Consider the following 17,394-nt stretch of genomic DNA (forward strand, 5'->3'; position numbering starts at 1 on the left):
CTCCACGGACCGATAACTGATGGTTCGTGAGGACACGAACCATGGGAGACTTTTTTATCTAAAATAAAATAGCCTTGGATATAAACCCAAGGCTATGAATAATATTTATTTTGTTTCAGGTTTAAGGCGTCAAGAACTCCAAACGGCCAACTGAAAACTCCCAACTCAATTAATGGTCAAACTCACTAGCATTCTTCGCCGATTCTTCATCAGATACCAGTTTTCTTACTTTCTTTTTATCTAACCATAATACCAGTGCAGGTAATAAAGTTAAATTGAAAATTAAAGCGACCAATAGGGTTATGGATAGGAGCAGGCCAAGTACTACCGTTCCTCCGAAAGTAGATGCGGTGAATATTCCGAAACCGAAGAATAAGATTAAAGCAATGTGTGTCATGCTTACGCCTGTTTCGGTAATGGTATCGGTAATCACTTTTGGTACGCTGAAATTGGTCAGGTTTAATTCCTGCTGGTAACGGGTTAAGAAATAAATGGTCTGATCGGAAGCTAAACCAAAGGCTATGGTAAAAATTAATATGGTAGAAGGTTTTAAGGAAATTCCAAAATAACCCATAATCCCTGCAGTAATGATTAGCGGAACAATGTTGGGCAATAGCGAAATAAACATAATGCCCAAACTCTTAAATTGTGCCAACCTTAAAAGGGAGATCAATACGATGGCGAGGGCTATACTTTCAACCAAATGCTTTAACATATAATCCGTTCCTTTAGAAAAGATAATGCTCGATCCCGTAAGTTCTACATCAAATTTAGATGGAGGTAAAATACTGTCGATCCGCGGTTTTAATTCGGTCATAATGGCGTCTAAACGTTTTGAGCCAACATCAGCCATTTGAAAACTGATCCTTGTACTTTGATTGCCCTTGCTGATAAAGTTGGTTAACAGACTTGCATTTCCTTTGCCGCCATTGGCGATGTAGGCCAGGATAAAGTTCTTTTCTAAATTATCTGGCAAGCGGAAAAAGGTAGAATCGTTATTGTAAAATGCTTGGGTGGCATACTTTAAGCCCATATTTACTGAAATGGAACGCGAAAACTCCGGATAGGAAGAAATCATCTTCTCTAGTTTCTCCATTCTTTTCAGATTGGTTAAATTGAAAACGCCGTTCTTTTTCTTGGTATCTACACTTACTTCTAAGGGTAAAATACCTTCAAAATTTTTCTCAAAGAACTTTAAATCTGTTAAAATTTCCGAGTTTTTAGGCAGGTCATCAACCACATAACCATTAACATTGATTTTCATTACACCAATAAAGGCAATGATGGATATGATAATCGTTCCGATATAAATCAATCCACTTTTGTGCTGTACCAGTGTATCGGTTTTGACTAATAATTTATGCAAAAATCCTTCTTCAACGTGGTTTTGTGCCTTAAGTTTAGGCGCTGGCAAATAACTAAAGATAATTGGGATTAAACATAAACACATTAACCAGGTAATCATTACGTTTACAGAGGCTACACTGCCAAATTGCATCAATAATTCGCTTCCTGTAAAATACAATACGCCAAATCCAATGGCTGCGGTAATGTTCGCAATTAGTGTAGTAATGGCAATTCTTTCTATGGTTACGCTTAAGGCACGCTGTTTATCGCCGTCTTTTCTAAGTTCATTCTGGTATTTATTCAACAATAAAATACTGTTCGGAATGCCAATAATCACAATAAGCGGTGGAATCAGCCCTGTTAGAATAGTAAGTTCGAAACCAAATAGTACCAAAGTGCCGATACTCCAGATAACCCCCATCACAACCACTAAAATAGGGAAGAATACGGCATAAAATTTCTTGAAAAAAAACAATAAGATTAGCGCAGAAACCAAGATAGATAAGCCTAAAAACAATACGAATTCGTTACTTACCAATTTACTCACCGCTGTGCGGATATAAGGTAAACCCGAAATATGTACCTGTATCTTAGTTGTGGCCTGGAAAGCTTTGGCTTTTGCTTCAATTTCTTTTAAAATAGGGTTACGCTCAGCAGTATTTAAGATTTTGGTATCAAAAGTAATGGCCATTAAGGTGGCATTCTGACGGTTGTAAACCAGTCCTTCGAAAAAAGGATTGCTATAAATGGTATTTTTGATCGAATCCATTTCAGCATCAGTTTTAACCAAACCACCAGGGAGCGGCTTTAAAACAAATTTTTGGTTTACAGTATCTTTTTCCAGTTGAAAAATCCTGCCTGATGATAAAACCTGCTTAATGCCTTTTAATTTCTGAATGTCGTTAGAAAGCTGGACCCATTGGTTGTAAACTTCTTTTTTAAAAATATCAGGCGATTGTATTCCCACCACCATTACACTTCCATCTTCGCCAAAGGTCTTTTTAAAGGCATTATATTTTACAAAAGCACTATCGGTAACGGGCAGGATTTTGCTCCCTGTATAAGAGAGTTTTACATTTTTGGCCTGATAAGCCATGAAAATTGTACCTAATAAAAAAAATACGATGATTGCGATACGGTTCTGAAGAATGAATCTCGATAGCTTAACCCACATGTGCAGCTTAGTTTAATAATAATATTAACGGCAAAACTAATCTTATTTGTAAAACGTGATTACTTTTTGCACAATTAAATTTGCACAAATAACATACTTTTGAAAAAATTGTTTTAACCGGATGTTGCACAAAGTTAGGGGCATTGTTTTAAAAACCACCAATTACAGTGAAAGCAGTGTAGTAGTGCAGGTGCTTACCGATAAATTCGGTATGCAGTCTTACCTCATTAATGGTGTTAAAAAGCCAAAAGCGAAGATTAAGATGAACATGCTGCAATCGCTCCATTTGTTGGATATGGTGGTTTATCATAAAGCAAATACCAATATTCAAAGGGTATCAGAGGTTCGGCAAACGCCTGTTTTTAAAAGCATCCCTTACGATATGATTAAAACCAGTATCGTTATTTTTTTAAATGAGGTATTGTATAAAAGCATCAGGCAACAATCAGCCGATGAGAGTTTATTCGATTATATTTTTAATTCGATTGCCTGGTTTGATGAAATTGAAGAGATCAATCCCAATTTTCATTTGTCGTTTTTATTAAAACTTACCCGTTTTTTAGGTTTCTCGCCTAATGAGAAAAGGAGAAATGACCAGATTTATTTCGATCTGCAAGAGGGCGAGTTTACTTCCAGACTGCCAATCCACTCCAATTATCTCCTATTAGAAGATGCCATCGGGTTTATTTCGCTTTTTAATACACCACTCGAAAAAATTTCTGAAATAAAAATGAGCAATGCACAGAGACGGTTTCTGTTAGATAAGATATTGGTTTTCTATACCTTACATACGGCGTCGTTCGGGGTGGTACAATCACATAAAATCCTCGAAACTTTGTTAAGTTGAAAAAAAAGAAAAAAAGATTTGCAGAACAGTTTTATAGCGCTATATTTGCATTCCCAAACGGAGGATGGGACATTAAGTTTGACAAAATTATAAAAGGGAAATTAGCTCAGCTGGTTCAGAGCACCTCGTTTACACCGAGGGGGTCGGGGGTTCGAACCCCTCATTTCCCACCAAGCCTTTCAGTACAACTGGAAGGCTTTTTTATAAAACTTTGAATACACCCAAAAAAGGGAAATTAGCTCAGCTGGTTCAGAGCACCTCGTTTACACCGAGGGGGTCGGGGGTTCGAACCCCTCATTTCCCACTTAAGTCCTTCAGTTTACTGAAGGACTTTTTTGTTTGATAATTATTGAAGCTGGTTCAGAACACCCCGTTTACGCCGAAGGGTCGTCCCGATTGGGATCGGGATCATTTCCCACTAAGCCTTTAGTAAAATTAGACGGCTTTTAATTCATATAGAAATCACTTTCCTATTAAGATTTCTAAAAGAAATAGACATCCCACAATAATTAAACAGTTGTTAAAGATGTTTTACACCTATATTCTATATTCCAAAACACGCGATAAATATTATATCGGTTCTACTGTTAACCTAACGGAACGGTTAAAGAAGCACAATACAAACCATTCAGGTTTTACCGGGCATACTGGTGATTGGTTTATTGTCTGGTTCGGGATTTTTGATAATTTAAGAGATGCAAGAATTAAGGAAAACCAGATTAAAAAATGGAAAAGCAGGGTTATGATAGAAAAATTGATTGCATCAACTGGTTTATAGCACCCCGTTTACACCGAAGGGTCGTCCGGATTCTGATCGGGATCATTTCCCACAACTAAAGCCTTTCAATTTATTGAGAGGCTTTTTTGTTGTAAATCAAATCTGAAATATAAAGACTTCTCAGAATCTTTCTCTAATGCGGTCGTCATGCTGAATTTATTTTATTAGCAGTTTTTATTGTTTTTAAGGCCTAATAGCTACTTCGTGGTCAGCATCTGCTATAAAAACCACTTATTGAGCGCTGTCATTCTGAACGAAGTGAAGAATCCCTAACATAGAGCAATGATCATGTTGGATCCTGAGTATCTTAAAAAGATTCTTCAATGCGTTCAGAATGACAAAAAATGCTATTTAGGCTCCCACAACTCAATCTTATTACCCTCTCCATCCATAATATGGATAAATTTCCCATAATCGTAGGTTGCAATCTCATCGAGTATGGTTACACCGTTTTCTTTGAGCTTCTCAATAAGGCCCTCAATATTCTGTACACGGTAATTAATCATGAAATCTTTTTTGGATGGCGAAAAATATTCATCCCCTTTTTTGAACGGACTCCATTGAAGTGATTCGATCTCATCAGGATTGTTAAGGTTTCTGGATTCAAAACTTGAGGTGCCCCAAGCGCTCATTTCAAATCCTAAATTTTTAGCATACCAATCTTTCGTTTCCTGCGGATTATCTGAAAAAAAGAAAATGCCACCAATTCCTGTCACTTTTGGAGTGGTATCCGTAGTCGAATTTAAGTCGTCTTTATATTCTTCCATATTATTTTTCTGTTTGGCTGAATGTAAGTGGTGTTACAATCAATATCGTTATTGTTAGTTTTTCTTACTGGCTCAATATAGCAGAAAATCACTTCTTCTAAAAAATGTTTTTCTTTGCAGAAATGAGTTTAAATAGAATGTAATTTATATTTTATTTACCTTATTCGATTATATATCCGAAATTGCCTGTCGATAAACAGTAGCAAATGTTTGGTAAAGTTATCAGGTTCATTTTCTTTGGAAACTACTTTGTGGGTATTCTGGCTGTTGCCCTAACGCTCGAGGCTACCTTGCAATTAAAACTGCCGCTTAATTCATTAAATTACTACCTGTTGTTGTTTCTGGCGCCAACCATCTATTATACCTACGCTTACAATAAGGTTTCTACCAAGCCATCTGTAACTAACCCACGCAATCAATGGTATTTCAAACATAAAACATTTATCAACTGGAGTCAGGCTGTGCTTTTTATTATTTGTATGCTGTTGGCCATAAACCTGCTTTACAAAAACTTTCAGCATATTATGGGCTTGCCCATCAGTTATTGGATCGCAATATTGATCATCATCACTGCAGGCGGCTTATATTACGGTTTATTGCCCAGATCTTTCCTTAAATTTAATCTGCGCAATACAGGCTGGTTAAAGGCTTTTGTAATCGGTTTTGTGTGGGCCTGCTGTGCCAATGTGCTGCCGCTGATTATGCTTAAAATTGAAACTGGGGTTGGCTACCACGATTCTGTATTGTGGACCTGGCTATTTATTAAAAACTGGATGTTCTGCACCGTAAATGCAATCATTTTTGATATTAAAGACTACCCAACGGATGCTAATAGACATTTAAGAACATTCGTAGTACGTTATGGCCTGCGAAAAACAATTTTCAGTATCCTGATTCCATTGCTGATTATAGGTTTAGTTTCTTTAGGCATATTTGCGCGTTACAAAGGTTTTGGATTGCCACAGGTTTTATTTAACGTGTTGCCTTTTATCCTGACCATTTACGTAGCTTATTCCATGCACCGAAGAAAAAACATTCTCTATTATTTAATGGTAATTGATGGGCTTATTTTGTTTAAGGCGATATGTGGAATAATCGGGATGCAGTTTATTTATTAAGTAGAAAGGCTAAAGCAGAAAGACCAAAGCCAATGTTATATTTGAAAGTGCAATCTTGATACCTGATTCTCGTTACTTGATACTATGCTTAACAACTACGATAAAATAGCCGGTCATTATGATACTTTAAGCCGTTTGGTGTTTTTTAAATCGCAGGTTAATGCGCAGATAAATCAACTTCGATATATTCAGGAGAATAGCCATATATTAATTGTTGGTGGAGGAACCGGGTGGATCTTAGAGGAGCTCGCGAAGATTTATTCTAGTGGATTAAAGATCGTTTATGTAGAAATATCTGCTAAAATGATTGCGCTTTCTCAAAAACGAAGCTATAAAAATAATCATGTTGAATTTGTAAACATGGGTATTGAGGATTTTAAAACTGATGTATTATTTGATGTAATTTTAACACCTTTTTTGTTTGATAACTTTGGGGAACAACGCGCTGCAAAGGTGTTTGCACAATTAAATGAGTATTTAAAAAGAGATGGATTGTGGTTTCTGGTCGATTTTTCGTTAAATAAAATCAACGGAAACTGGTGGAAATGGTTGTTGCTCAGATCGATGTACAGCTTTTTTAAATTATTGGGTATTGTAGAAGCGCATCAGCTTATCGATATGAATCCTTACTTTTTCAAAGCCAATTATCTGATTGTTGACGAACGGCTGTATTATGGGAGTTTTATTAAGGCAACAATCTTCCGAAAAATAAAAATGACATTAATTTAATGCAATTATGTTGCATTTGATAATTCATTTCTGATCTTTGCATTAAAAGATTTAGATATGGATTTTGATGTAATCATAATTGGCGGAAGCTATGCTGGCTTATCTGCCGCATTAACTTTGGGTAGGGCGACCAGAAATGTTTTGGTAATTGATGCCGGTAAACCGTGCAACAGGCAAACGCCACACTCCCATAATTTTTTAACGCACGATGGCCATGAGCCTGCAGCTATTTCTAAAGCTGCTAAAGCAGAAGTACTGGAATATCCAACAGTTAGATTTTTAGAAGGGAAAGCCATTTCGGCCATACAAATAGATGGAGGTTTTAATGTTGGTACAGAAAACGGCGAAAATTTTACCGCACGAAAAATATTGTTGGCCACAGGTTTAAAAGATGTGCTGCCTGATATTAAAGGTTTGGCTGAGTGCTGGGCTATTTCTGCTATACATTGCCCTTATTGCCATGGTTACGAGGTGAGGAATGAAAAAATAGGCCTGTTAATGAATGGCGAGCATGCATTTGAGATGGCCAAAACCCTGAACCATTGGAATAAAGATTTAACGGTTTTAACCAATGGTAAATCGCAGCTAAGCACCGAGCAGACTGAAAAACTGAAATCCAAATCAATTAGTATTATAGAAGACGAAGTTGTTGAACTATTGCACAATAATGGTTATCTCGAAGATGTTGTTTTTAAAAATGGTGAAAAAATAACCTTAAAAGCGATCTACCTCAAATCGGATGTTGAACAACATTGCAACTTCGACGAACAGCTCGGTTTTGAATTAACAGATTTAAAAACAATAAAAGTAGATGAGCAGCAGCAAAGCACTGCCAAAGGCGTTTATGCCGCAGGAGATTGTGCAACCTTGTTCAGGTCGCTATCTATCATCACAGCTGCAGGAACAATGGCCGCAGTGGTAATGAATAAGGAAATGATTTCTGAAGATTTTTGATCAACCATCGGAAATTTAAAATAAGATTGCGCCAACAATTGTTGCAATAAACATCGCTGCTATTACGATTCTATCAGCAGTAATCCATTGCGCTCTTGTAAGTGGTGTAATAGTTTTTTTTTCGCTTTCTGCTTTGTGTCTGGAAAGCCTGAAAACTGATGTGTCTAATTTAATAAGCATAGGGATGAGTTTAATAGGGTCAATTTTCTTAAGACAAATCCCAAGCCAAAAATTAAGAAAAATGTTGAATTGTTAATAACTTATACTTTTTTGTTATTCCGCTGATATTTATATGCTTATCAGTGCAATTAGTTGGGTAGCCACTGATTAAGCTGTCTAGGAAATGAAACAGCTTAATCATGTTATGTGTATAGTAATGAGTTTATTACCTATCGTTCTGTTTTGTCTTTCTGTGCTTTTAATTTGCTATTCTTTTTACCGTACCAGAAGTAAATGGCTAAACCAATAATTAACCAAACCGCTAACCTGACCCAGGTTTCCCAAGGTAAAAATACCATCATGGCAATACAGGTTAAAATGCCCAAAATAGGGATTAGGGGCACAAAAGGAACTTTAAATGGACGTTTAGCCTCGGGATCTGTTTTTCTTAAGATCAAGATGCCAACACAAACCATTAAAAAGGCTAACAAGGTACCAATGCTTGTCATTTCGCCTACCACATTCATGGGGACAAATGCAGCAAAAAGTCCAATAAATACACAAAGTATAATGTTCGATTTGTAAGGCGTTTTAAATTTAGTATGTACATCAGAAAACATCTTTGGCAATAAGCCATCCTTACTAATGGAGTAGAACATTCGCGATTGAGCCATTAAATCGATTAAAATTACAGAAGTATAACCGATTAAAATCGCCAAAATAATAGCCTGGCTTAACCAGGCGTAAGGTGTTTTTTCGATGGCAATGGCTACCGGGGCACCGCTGTTGGCAAATTCTTTATAATTGGCCAGACCAGTCATTACATGCCCGAACAAGCCAAATAAAACCGTACAAACCACTAAAGATCCAATGATGCCGATTGGTAAATCCCTGGCTGGATTCTTTGTTTCCTGTGCCGAAGCTGCTACGGCATCGAAGCCGATAAATACAAAAAACACTAAACCAGCACCGCGTAAAACACCACTCCAGCCAAACTGACCAAAGGTTCCGGTATTTTCAGGGATGTATGGATGATAGTTTGCAGGATCGATATATTGCCAGCCCAGCGCAATAAAAACCAATACCACACCAACTTTAAGAAACACAATAATTCCATTTACAATGGCAGAGCCTTTGGTGCCACGGATTAATATGGCCGTCATTAAAACCACCACCAATGCTGCAGGGATGTTTACAATGCCATTAACGGTAGAACCATCGACAAGTTTAGCAGTTTCGAAAGGGGATAAGGTTAATTGCGGAGGGAGATAAATATGCAGGCTGGCTAAAAACCTGGTTAAATACTGCGACCAGCTGATGGCTACGGTTGCACAACCCACAGAATATTCCAATACCAGATCCCAGCCTATAATCCAGGCAAAAAGTTCGCCCATGGTAGCATAAGAATAGGTATAGGCACTACCGGCAACCGGAATCATCGATGCAAATTCTGCATAACATAGTGCTGCGAAACCACAGCCTAAAGCGGCAATTATAAACGATAAGGTAACTGCCGGACCGGAGTGATTGGCCGCGGCCAAACCTGTAATTGAAAATAAGCCTGCACCAAGCGTTAAGCCTACGCCAATTAAAATAAGGTTTATCGGCCCTAAGGTTCTTTTGAGCGTTCCTTCGCCGCTTTCGTTTGCCTCAGCAACAATGCTGGCAATAGATTTTTTCATGAAAATAAGTTAAAACGTTGCAAAATTATTAAAATATATTAAATCTATAGTATTTATATATTTAATTCCTCGAAGCCTGGACGAGCGTGTGTGCAAGCGGATCTTTGAAATCTAAAACGGTCACTACAAATTTCTTCTTTTAGAAAATCTGCGCCCTGTTTTTCATGGGAGCTGCAGTCCCGCCATCGCTTGTAGTCCTCTCCCGATGAAAAATCGGGATGCGGGCTATCCACTCTGTCGGGTTTATTTACAAGGGGCTGTTCTGGCATTATCCCAAAAACCATTAATCGTAAAACCAGCCCTCTCCACCTTAAACCTGATAGAACCAAATAGCTCCCGATTTTATCGAATATTTTATATTTAAAGGGTGTCTAAATCGGGACTATAGGTGATAGCAGGACTGTAGAAACCTAAGGATTACAGCACCCTGCTTTACAAAAAAAGGCTACAAATACTTAGATTTTATTCATTTAACCTTAAACATAAAATTTTTATTAAAAATTAATTAACTGATAATAAGGTGTTTATGTATTTACTTTAATTTATTTTAGTACTATGTATTGCATGGTAGTATATAAAACATATATCTTTGTTATATGATAGCAGAAAATACGCAAACACAAATGCGGAAGGGAATTCTGGAGTACTGTGTTTTATCAATCATCTCACGGGGCGAAATATATGCTTCGGATATTATTGCCGAATTAAGGACGGCAAAGCTATTGGTGGTTGAGGGTACATTATATCCATTATTAACGAGGCTTAAAAACAATGGTTTATTAAGCTACAACTGGGTAGAGTCTACCTCGGGCCCACCGCGTAAATATTATACCTTAACCGAAGATGGTCGGGGTATTTTATCACAACTAGATCAAACCTGGCAGGAGCTGGCTTATGCTGTAGGTATTTCACAAAAAGGAGCCAATTCATAAATATTAAAAAGGAAATGGAAAAGACCATCATCATAAACATAGGGAACACGATTATTCATATTGAAGAAAGTGCTTACGAACTCTTAAAGGCCTACCTGAACGAAGTAAAACAATATTTTGCCAACCATGCAGATGACCTTGAAATTGTAACGGATATCGAAAACCGGATTGCCGAACTGTTAACCGAGCAATTGGAAGAGCAGAAAAAACAAGTGGTAGATTCGGCCAACGTAAATTCGGTGATTGCGCAAATGGGCAAGGTGCAGGATTTTGACACGGTAGAGGAAGGTGAAGAAGCGCCAGTGATCAATAACAACTATCAATACCAATACACAGAGAAAAAACTGTACCGCGATATGGACGACCGCGTGGTAGCGGGAGTTTGTGCAGGTATTGCACATTATGTAAACGCAGATCCTAAATGGATCAGGCTGGCGACCTTGCTAATCAGTATTGCCGGTGGATTTGGAATACTGGTATATGCCATACTCTGGATCATCATGCCAAAAGCCAAATCGCGTATCGAAAGGATGGAAATGAAAGGCGAACCTGCAAATCTTCAGGGTTTCCAAAAGAACTTAGATGAAGAGCTACAGGCCGTTAAGGAACGCTTGGGCGAAGTAAATAAACATGCTCAGCCAATATTTGCCCGTTTAGGGAATTTTATAGGAGAGTTTTTCGAATGGCTTGGCCGGTTTATTTCGGGCACCGGAAAGGTGATTTTTAAGATCATTGCGGGGTTCATCATTGTTTTTGGCGTACTCTTTTTAATTACCTTAATTATTGGTACGGCCGCTTTTCAGGGGTTTTGGGATGCGAGTATCTATGAATATTTTCCCTTCTCTATTATAAATGAAGGCAATAGGGGGGCAATTTTATTTGGTGCATTTATTGTTTGCTTTGTGCCGATTTTAGCCCTGGTGTTATTCTCGATCAGGGTAGCTTTTAACAAACAGGCCATTAACAAAACACTTTCTTTTGCCCTGTTAATTATCTGGTTGGCCGGGGTAGCTATAACAGGTTATCAAGCCGCTAAAATATCATCAGAATTTAAGCAACATGCAGAGTTAACACAAACAACCGACCTGAAAGCTTATCCAGTGTACACCATCAATATTGATAAAAGTAAATATTTCAGTAAAGAAGATAGCGCGGCTTACCACATTGATGCGAATAACCGCCACCAGATTGTAGTTGACGATTTTGAAGACGGACCTTTTGTTTCACCGAACCGTATCCGCATTGATATTAACAAAAGTGAAACCGGTGTTACGCGTTTAACGCAGAAATACGAATCACAGGGTAAAACCTTTCAAAGTGCCTTGCAAAATGCACAGAACATTAGCTACAATTATGTAGTGAAAGATGCTGAACTGATTTTTAGTCCGCGGTTTCAATTGAGAAAGGGAACCATTTGGAGAAACCAGGAAGTAAGGTTAAACCTTGAAATTCCGGTGGGTACAAAATTAATTTTAAAGCAGGATGCTTACCGCTATGTTAATAATTACTGGACCTGGGAATGTAACGACAGCGAAAATGATCATAACGATTCTAGTGTATGGATTATGACGGATGATGGTTTGAAATGCGTTGCAAAATTAAAAGAAGAAGCGTTAAAAAAGGAAAAGTTAGAGCAAGAGCTACGTGATTTAGATCATTTGCACCTAGAAAGACCTAATGATACCCTTTACCAGGATTCTGTATCAAACCGGATTAAGGAAGTTAAGGAAGAATTGGGGATAGCGCCTGAATAATACGATCCGATAAACATCATAAAAGTACCTATAAGAAAAAACCAATGAAAACATTATTTACGCTAGTTGCATGCTTTATGGCATGTGGGGCTTCTTTTGCCCAGAAATTAAATAAACTTACAGGGAAAATTGTTGATGAAAAGACTGTTCCGGTATCGTTTGCGGTTGTTAGGGTGCTGAATTATCCTGATACCACTGTGGTTAAAAGCGTATCGACCAATATCGAAGGAGCGTTTGCGATCGATCAGTTGAAAAGTGGCGAGTATGTATTGTCGATTTCTATAGTGGGCTTTAAAAGTAAAAAAACTAACCGTTTGTCGCTTAACGAAGACATGAAATTACCTGCCATTACGATCGAAAGTTTAAGCAAACAATTAAAAGAAGTGAGCGTTCAGGGCAAAAAACCTTTTATTGAGCATCAGATTGATAAAATGGTACTGAATGTAGAGAACAGCATTATTGCAACAGGCGGTACGGCGCTCGAAATTTTAGAGAAAGCGCCGGGCGTACAGTTAGACAGGCAAAACGACCAGATTTTATTGAACAATAAATCGGGTGTAATGGTGATGATTGATGGGAAGAACAACTTTCTATCGAGTGCCGATTTAACTGTTTATCTGAATGGCTTAAGTAGCAGCCAGATTGCTACCATCGAAATTATTACTAACCCATCGGCTAAATATGACGCTGCCGGCAACGCGGGCATCATCAACATTAAACTTAAAAAGAACAAAGCATTTGGTACCAACGGAAGTGTCTCGTCAACCTATCGCAATGCAATAAGGGCTAACTTACCCACCAATATTTACGGATCGGAGCTTAACTTCAATTTAAATCACCGTGTAGAAAAGTGGAATTTTTTCACCAATGCAAATGCTTCAAAGAATAATAATTTTTCGAATTTATTTTTAGAGCGGAGCACCAATGCCAATGGTTTACAAAGTATGTTTAACCAGAATTTTCAGAAAATATATACAGGATCGCGGTTGGCCGCAAAACTAGGTGCAGATTATTACGCAGGTGAAAAAACAACTATCGGTATTATGTTTGATGGCAGTACGAATACACGTAAATTGGATAATTTCTCTCAAACCTTTATAAATGAAATTAAGGATGGGGTTGCGGGCAATAATTCGTTAATCCAATATTCTGATGCGAATACCCCAAACAAAAATTATAGTGCAAATTTTAATATCAGGCATGATTTTAAAAAAGAGGGTGCCAGCTTAAATTTTGATGCCGATTACTCCGGCTTTGACTACTCGGGGCTGGAAAATTTTAACACTAACTTTTACGATGAAAAAGGGGCTGTTTACAACAATACAATTATTAAAAATGATAGTAAAACAGCCATTGATATCTATGCTGCAAAAACAGATTTTACCTGGCCGCTATCAAAAACTACAAAACTGGAAACCGGTTTAAAAAGTGCTTATGTAAAAACCAATAATGATTTTTTGTCGTTGGCATTGGTAAATAATGAATGGCAAAATGTTGTAGGGCAAAGCAATAATTTTATTTACAAAGAAAACGTAAATGCAGCTTATGCAAACTTATCAAAAGATCTGGGCAAGTGGCAGGTTCAGGCTGGTTTACGGGCAGAGTTTACCCAATCTACCGGAACATCAGTAACCAATAATACATCGGTAAAACAACATTATTTGTCATTATTTCCAACGGTTTTTATTAACCAGAAAATTTCTGAAAGTAGTAATCTACATTACACCTATGGCCGACGGATAGATCGACCAAATTACCAGCAATTAAATCCGTTTAATTTTTACATGGATCCTTATACCATAGCACAGGGAAACCCATACTTAAAACCACAGTTTACCAATAATTTTGAGGTGAGTTACAATTATAAAAGCGGATTGTTTTTTTTATTGAGTTATGCCAAAACAAAAGATTTAATTTTAGATAGTAAAACCGCACAAAACGATAGCACCAGAATAGTTACTGTAGGCCAAGGGAATATTGGCAGCGGGGAATATTACTCGGCCGGGTTATCTGTTCCGCTAACCATTGCCAAATGGTGGAATTTGCAAAACAATTTTAGGGTTTCTTATAATAAATTTAATGATGATAATTTAGAGGGCGCCCCCTTTGTTTTAAGTAAAGTCTTTTACAATTTTAATACGGTGAATTCGATTATTTTGGGCGATAACTGGGCATTTGAGACCAATTTTTGGTTAAACTCACCAAAAGTTAGGGGTTTAGAACGGACCACTATTTATCAGTATGCTTTAAATATTGGTGTGCAAAAAAGTTTCCTGAACAAAGCTTTAAAGCTTAAGTTAAATGTTGATGATATTTTTCAAACCAACTACTGGAAAGGAACGCTCGATTATCAAAATGTGAATTTAAGGGTGCAGAATAATTACATCAGTAGAAGGGTATCTTTCAATATCAGTTATAGTTTTGGCAATCAAAATCTAAAATCAAACCAGGACCGGAAAACGGCGGCAGACGATGTTAAGAACAGAGCCGGGGGGTAGTCTGGACTCTAAGTTTGGAGTTTGGAGTTGAGAGTCTGGGGGTGAAAGTTTGGAGGCAGAAGTTCCGGGTCGACTGAGTTTCGCAATTACAAATTTGTCTCAGCATTAAAAATAGAACGCCTAAAAAGAAGAAATCATGAAAATATTACTTACGCTAGTTGCATGCTTAATGGCATGTGGGGCTTCTTTTGCCCAGAAATTAAATACTTTGACGGGAAAAATCGTCGATGAAAAAACTGTTCCAGTGTCGTTTGCCATTATTCGGATTTTAAACTATCCTGATACCACCGTGGTTAAAAGTGTATCGACCAATATTGAAGGAGAATTTGCAATTGATCAGTTGAAAAGTGGTGAATATATGTTGTCGATCTCGATCGTTGGTTTTAAGCGTAAAAAGACGGATCACTTTTCAGTCAACGGTGATTTAAAGTTGCCAATCATCAGTATCGAAAGTTTAAGCAAACAATTAAAAGAGGTGAGCGTTGAGGGCAAAAAACCTTTTATTGAACATCAGATCGATAAAACGGTGCTGAATGTAGAGAACAGCATTATTGCAACTGGAGGCACGGCTTTAGAAGTGTTGGAAAAAGCCCCAGGCGTGCAGATCGACCGCCAAAAAGACCAGATTAAACTGAATAACAAAAGCGGTGTGATGGTGATGATCGACGGGAAATCGAATTTCCTATCAGGTGCTGATGTTACCACGTTGCTGAGCAATATGAGCAGCGATCAGATTTCTACCATCGAACTCATTACCAATCCATCTGCCAAGTATGACGCTGCCGGAAATGCCGGGATCATCAACATCAGACTAAAACGCAACAAAGCTTATGGTACCAATGGTACGGTTTCTGTTACTACCGGGCTGGGCATTATGCCCGATTCGCCCAGCGATTTGTTCCGCGCCGGGGTAAACCTGAACTTAAATCACAGGCAAGGTAAATGGAACATTTTTGGAAATGGTGCCGTTGTACGCAAAGCCCAGTTTAACAATACCTTTTTAACCCGTACCACTTTATCTGAAGGTTTGGCCAGTTCACTTACGCAAAATTTCGACCGTAAAAATAAAGGTGTTGGTTTTCAGGGGAAGCTGGGTGCAGATTATTATGCATCAGAGAAAACAGTTTTCGGGGTGATGTTAGATGCCAATACGGTAAACACCAAACTGACTAACTTTAGCAATACCAATATTAATGCAGTGCAGAATGGAACTTCGAATCTCAGCTATATTTTACAGGATGCCAACTCGAGTTCGCCTGTGGGTAATTTAACAGCCAACTTTAACATTAAACACGATTTCGATAAAAAAGGTAAGAGCCTTACTTTTGATGTAGATTATTCGGGTTTCAGCAATAAAAAAGATGAAAATTTTTTGGCCAATTATTTAAATGCAAACGGCAACCCAACCAACCAAACCAGTTTAAGAAATAATACGGATGCGGAGATCAATGTGTATGCCGCCAGAACGGATTTCACTTTGCCCATTTCTAAAACGATGAAAATTGAAACGGGCTTAAAAAGCAGCTATGTAGTTACGAATAACGATTTTATTTCTGAGCAGTTGGTATCTGGTGTCTGGCAAAATGATCTGGGCAAATCGAACAACTTTGTATATAAAGAAAATATCAATGCCATCTATGGTAGTTTCTCTAAAGAATGGAAGGTATTTCAGGTTCAGCTGGGTTTAAGGGCGGAGCACACCCATTCTAATGGCACTTCTGTAACCGACCAGAAAGAAGTAGACCGGAACTATCTATCTGTTTTTCCAACGGTTTTTGTTAATCAGAAGATCAGTGAAAACCATAACATCCGTTATTCTTATGGCAGAAGGGTAGACCGTCCAAATTACCAACAGCTTAATCCATTTGTGTTTTACATGGACCCTTTGGCGGTTGATCAGGGAAATCCTTATCTGAAACCTCAGTTTACTGATAATTACCAGATCAGTTACAGTTATAAACAAGCTTCATTTTCGCTCAGCTATTCGAACACCCGTGATATGATTACGCAAATTAGTAAACAGGATGATGCTACCCGGGTGATCAGTGTAATCCGCCAGAATTTAGGCCGTTTCCAGAACTACTCCGCCGATTTATATGTTCCTGTTAAGGTGACGAAATGGTGGAATATTCAAAATAATGTTAGTGTTTATTACAGCAAATTTAATGACGGAAATATTGAAGGTGCTGCATACAGTGCGGGTAAGGCTGCGGTAAATATTTTCACCTCCAATTCCTTTTCCTTGCCTCAAAACTTTAGTATCGAAATTAGTGCATGGCTAAACTCCCCGCGGGTTTCGGGTGTAGAGCAAACCACCATTTATCAGGGCGCTTTAAACGCCGGAATCCAGAAAACTTTAATGAACAAAAAGCTTAAACTCCGTTTAAATATGGATGATATTTTACTTACCAACCATTGGGAGGGGAAACTGGTTTATCAGAACATCAATATGAACGTAGTGAACCGTTACACCAGCCGAAGGGCAAATTTCAGCATCAGCTACAATTTCGGGAACCAGAATGTAAAATCGGCCCGGTCTAGAAATACAGCTACCGATGATATCAAGGGAAGGGCAGGAGGGTAGTTTTTTAGTCCTTAGTCTAAAGTCTGGGTAGTAAATCCCCAATTAACCAATTTATACAGTTAACCAGTTTA

General features: G+C 37.9%; 13 protein-coding genes and 2 tRNA genes. 11 read left to right on the plus strand and 4 right to left on the minus strand.

Features of this window, described 5'->3' with window-relative positions:
- Positions 1–169 precede the first annotated feature (169 nt).
- Complete coding sequence (locus tag LQ227_RS11740; RefSeq protein WP_230149436.1) at positions 170–2,521, minus strand: RND family transporter; 2,352 nt, start codon at positions 2,519–2,521, stop codon at positions 170–172.
- A 121-nt stretch (positions 2,522–2,642) separates the two neighbouring features.
- On the opposite strand from LQ227_RS11740, the gene recO reads away from it, so the two are divergent.
- The 4 genes from recO (at position 2,643) to LQ227_RS11760 (ending at position 4,146) form a co-directional block, all read left to right on the plus strand.
- A complete protein-coding gene (gene recO / locus LQ227_RS11745; RefSeq protein WP_230144534.1) occupies positions 2,643–3,368 on the plus strand; it encodes a DNA repair protein RecO in 726 nt (241 codons plus the stop codon).
- 95 nt (positions 3,369–3,463) lie between these two features.
- A tRNA-Val gene (locus LQ227_RS11750) sits at positions 3,464–3,541 on the plus strand.
- A 56-nt stretch (positions 3,542–3,597) separates the two neighbouring features.
- A tRNA-Val gene (locus LQ227_RS11755) sits at positions 3,598–3,672 on the plus strand.
- A gap of 222 nt (positions 3,673–3,894) precedes the next feature.
- Entirely contained in the window at positions 3,895–4,146 is a 252-nt protein-coding gene (locus tag LQ227_RS11760) for a GIY-YIG nuclease family protein (RefSeq protein WP_230149437.1), read from the plus strand.
- Positions 4,147–4,493: 347 nt separating this feature from the next.
- Here LQ227_RS11760 and LQ227_RS11765 read toward each other — a convergent pair whose 3' ends face one another.
- Complete coding sequence (locus tag LQ227_RS11765) at positions 4,494–4,913, minus strand: VOC family protein (RefSeq protein WP_230144535.1); 420 nt, start codon at positions 4,911–4,913, stop codon at positions 4,494–4,496.
- Positions 4,914–5,119: 206 nt separating this feature from the next.
- Here LQ227_RS11765 and LQ227_RS11770 point away from each other — a divergent pair, with 206 nt between their 5' ends.
- From LQ227_RS11770 to LQ227_RS11780, 3 genes are all read left to right on the plus strand, one after another.
- Positions 5,120–6,031, plus strand: coding sequence for a hypothetical protein (locus LQ227_RS11770; protein WP_230144536.1), 912 nt, complete (start codon positions 5,120–5,122; stop codon positions 6,029–6,031).
- 84 nt (positions 6,032–6,115) lie between these two features.
- Positions 6,116–6,760, plus strand: coding sequence for a class I SAM-dependent methyltransferase (locus LQ227_RS11775; RefSeq protein WP_230149438.1), 645 nt, complete (start codon positions 6,116–6,118; stop codon positions 6,758–6,760).
- 57 nt (positions 6,761–6,817) lie between these two features.
- Positions 6,818–7,714: an NAD(P)/FAD-dependent oxidoreductase gene (locus LQ227_RS11780; RefSeq protein WP_230144538.1), complete on the plus strand. Its 897-nt coding sequence runs from the start codon at positions 6,818–6,820 to the stop codon at positions 7,712–7,714.
- A gap of 15 nt (positions 7,715–7,729) precedes the next feature.
- On the opposite strand, the gene LQ227_RS11785 is transcribed toward LQ227_RS11780, so the two are convergent.
- Both LQ227_RS11785 and LQ227_RS11790 read right to left on the minus strand, forming a co-directional pair.
- Complete coding sequence (locus LQ227_RS11785) at positions 7,730–7,894, minus strand: hypothetical protein (RefSeq protein WP_230144539.1); 165 nt, start codon at positions 7,892–7,894, stop codon at positions 7,730–7,732.
- A gap of 209 nt (positions 7,895–8,103) precedes the next feature.
- Positions 8,104–9,555 carry an amino acid permease gene (locus LQ227_RS11790; protein WP_230144540.1) on the minus strand — a complete coding sequence of 484 codons (1,452 nt, stop codon included), beginning with the start codon at positions 9,553–9,555 and terminating at the stop codon, positions 8,104–8,106.
- A gap of 596 nt (positions 9,556–10,151) precedes the next feature.
- Between LQ227_RS11790 and LQ227_RS11795 the strand changes: the two genes are divergently transcribed.
- The 4 genes from LQ227_RS11795 (at position 10,152) to LQ227_RS11810 (ending at position 17,323) form a co-directional block, all read left to right on the plus strand.
- On the plus strand, positions 10,152–10,487 hold the full coding sequence (locus LQ227_RS11795; RefSeq protein ID WP_029275299.1) for a PadR family transcriptional regulator: 336 nt from the start codon (positions 10,152–10,154) through the stop codon (positions 10,485–10,487).
- Between the two features lie 14 nt (positions 10,488–10,501).
- A complete protein-coding gene (locus LQ227_RS11800; protein ID WP_230144541.1) occupies positions 10,502–12,241 on the plus strand; it encodes a PspC domain-containing protein in 1,740 nt (579 codons plus the stop codon).
- 44 nt (positions 12,242–12,285) lie between these two features.
- Positions 12,286–14,739 (plus strand): outer membrane beta-barrel family protein, encoded by a 2,454-nt coding sequence (locus tag LQ227_RS11805; protein WP_230144542.1) that lies wholly within the window; start codon positions 12,286–12,288, stop codon positions 14,737–14,739.
- A 136-nt stretch (positions 14,740–14,875) separates the two neighbouring features.
- Entirely contained in the window at positions 14,876–17,323 is a 2,448-nt protein-coding gene (locus LQ227_RS11810; protein ID WP_230149441.1) for a TonB-dependent receptor domain-containing protein, read from the plus strand.
- Positions 17,324–17,394: the final 71 nt, after the last annotated feature.

The sequence above is a fragment of the Pedobacter sp. Bi27 genome, assembly GCF_918698255.1.
Lineage (GTDB): Bacteria > Bacteroidota > Bacteroidia > Sphingobacteriales > Sphingobacteriaceae > Pedobacter.

Coding starts and splice junctions, on each gene's coding strand:
- LQ227_RS11740 (WP_230149436.1), bottom strand. CDS start 2,521: ATGTGGGTTAAGCTATCGAGATTCATTCTTCAGAACCGTATCGCAATC.
- recO (WP_230144534.1), top strand. CDS start 2,643: ATGTTGCACAAAGTTAGGGGCATTGTTTTAAAAACCACCAATTACAGT.
- LQ227_RS11760 (WP_230149437.1), top strand. CDS start 3,895: ATGTTTTACACCTATATTCTATATTCCAAAACACGCGATAAATATTAT.
- LQ227_RS11765 (WP_230144535.1), bottom strand. CDS start 4,913: ATGGAAGAATATAAAGACGACTTAAATTCGACTACGGATACCACTCCA.
- LQ227_RS11770 (WP_230144536.1), top strand. CDS start 5,120: ATGTTTGGTAAAGTTATCAGGTTCATTTTCTTTGGAAACTACTTTGTG.
- LQ227_RS11775 (WP_230149438.1), top strand. CDS start 6,116: ATGCTTAACAACTACGATAAAATAGCCGGTCATTATGATACTTTAAGC.
- LQ227_RS11780 (WP_230144538.1), top strand. CDS start 6,818: ATGGATTTTGATGTAATCATAATTGGCGGAAGCTATGCTGGCTTATCT.
- LQ227_RS11785 (WP_230144539.1), bottom strand. CDS start 7,894: ATGCTTATTAAATTAGACACATCAGTTTTCAGGCTTTCCAGACACAAA.
- LQ227_RS11790 (WP_230144540.1), bottom strand. CDS start 9,555: ATGAAAAAATCTATTGCCAGCATTGTTGCTGAGGCAAACGAAAGCGGC.
- LQ227_RS11795 (WP_029275299.1), top strand. CDS start 10,152: ATGATAGCAGAAAATACGCAAACACAAATGCGGAAGGGAATTCTGGAG.
- LQ227_RS11800 (WP_230144541.1), top strand. CDS start 10,502: ATGGAAAAGACCATCATCATAAACATAGGGAACACGATTATTCATATT.
- LQ227_RS11805 (WP_230144542.1), top strand. CDS start 12,286: ATGAAAACATTATTTACGCTAGTTGCATGCTTTATGGCATGTGGGGCT.
- LQ227_RS11810 (WP_230149441.1), top strand. CDS start 14,876: ATGAAAATATTACTTACGCTAGTTGCATGCTTAATGGCATGTGGGGCT.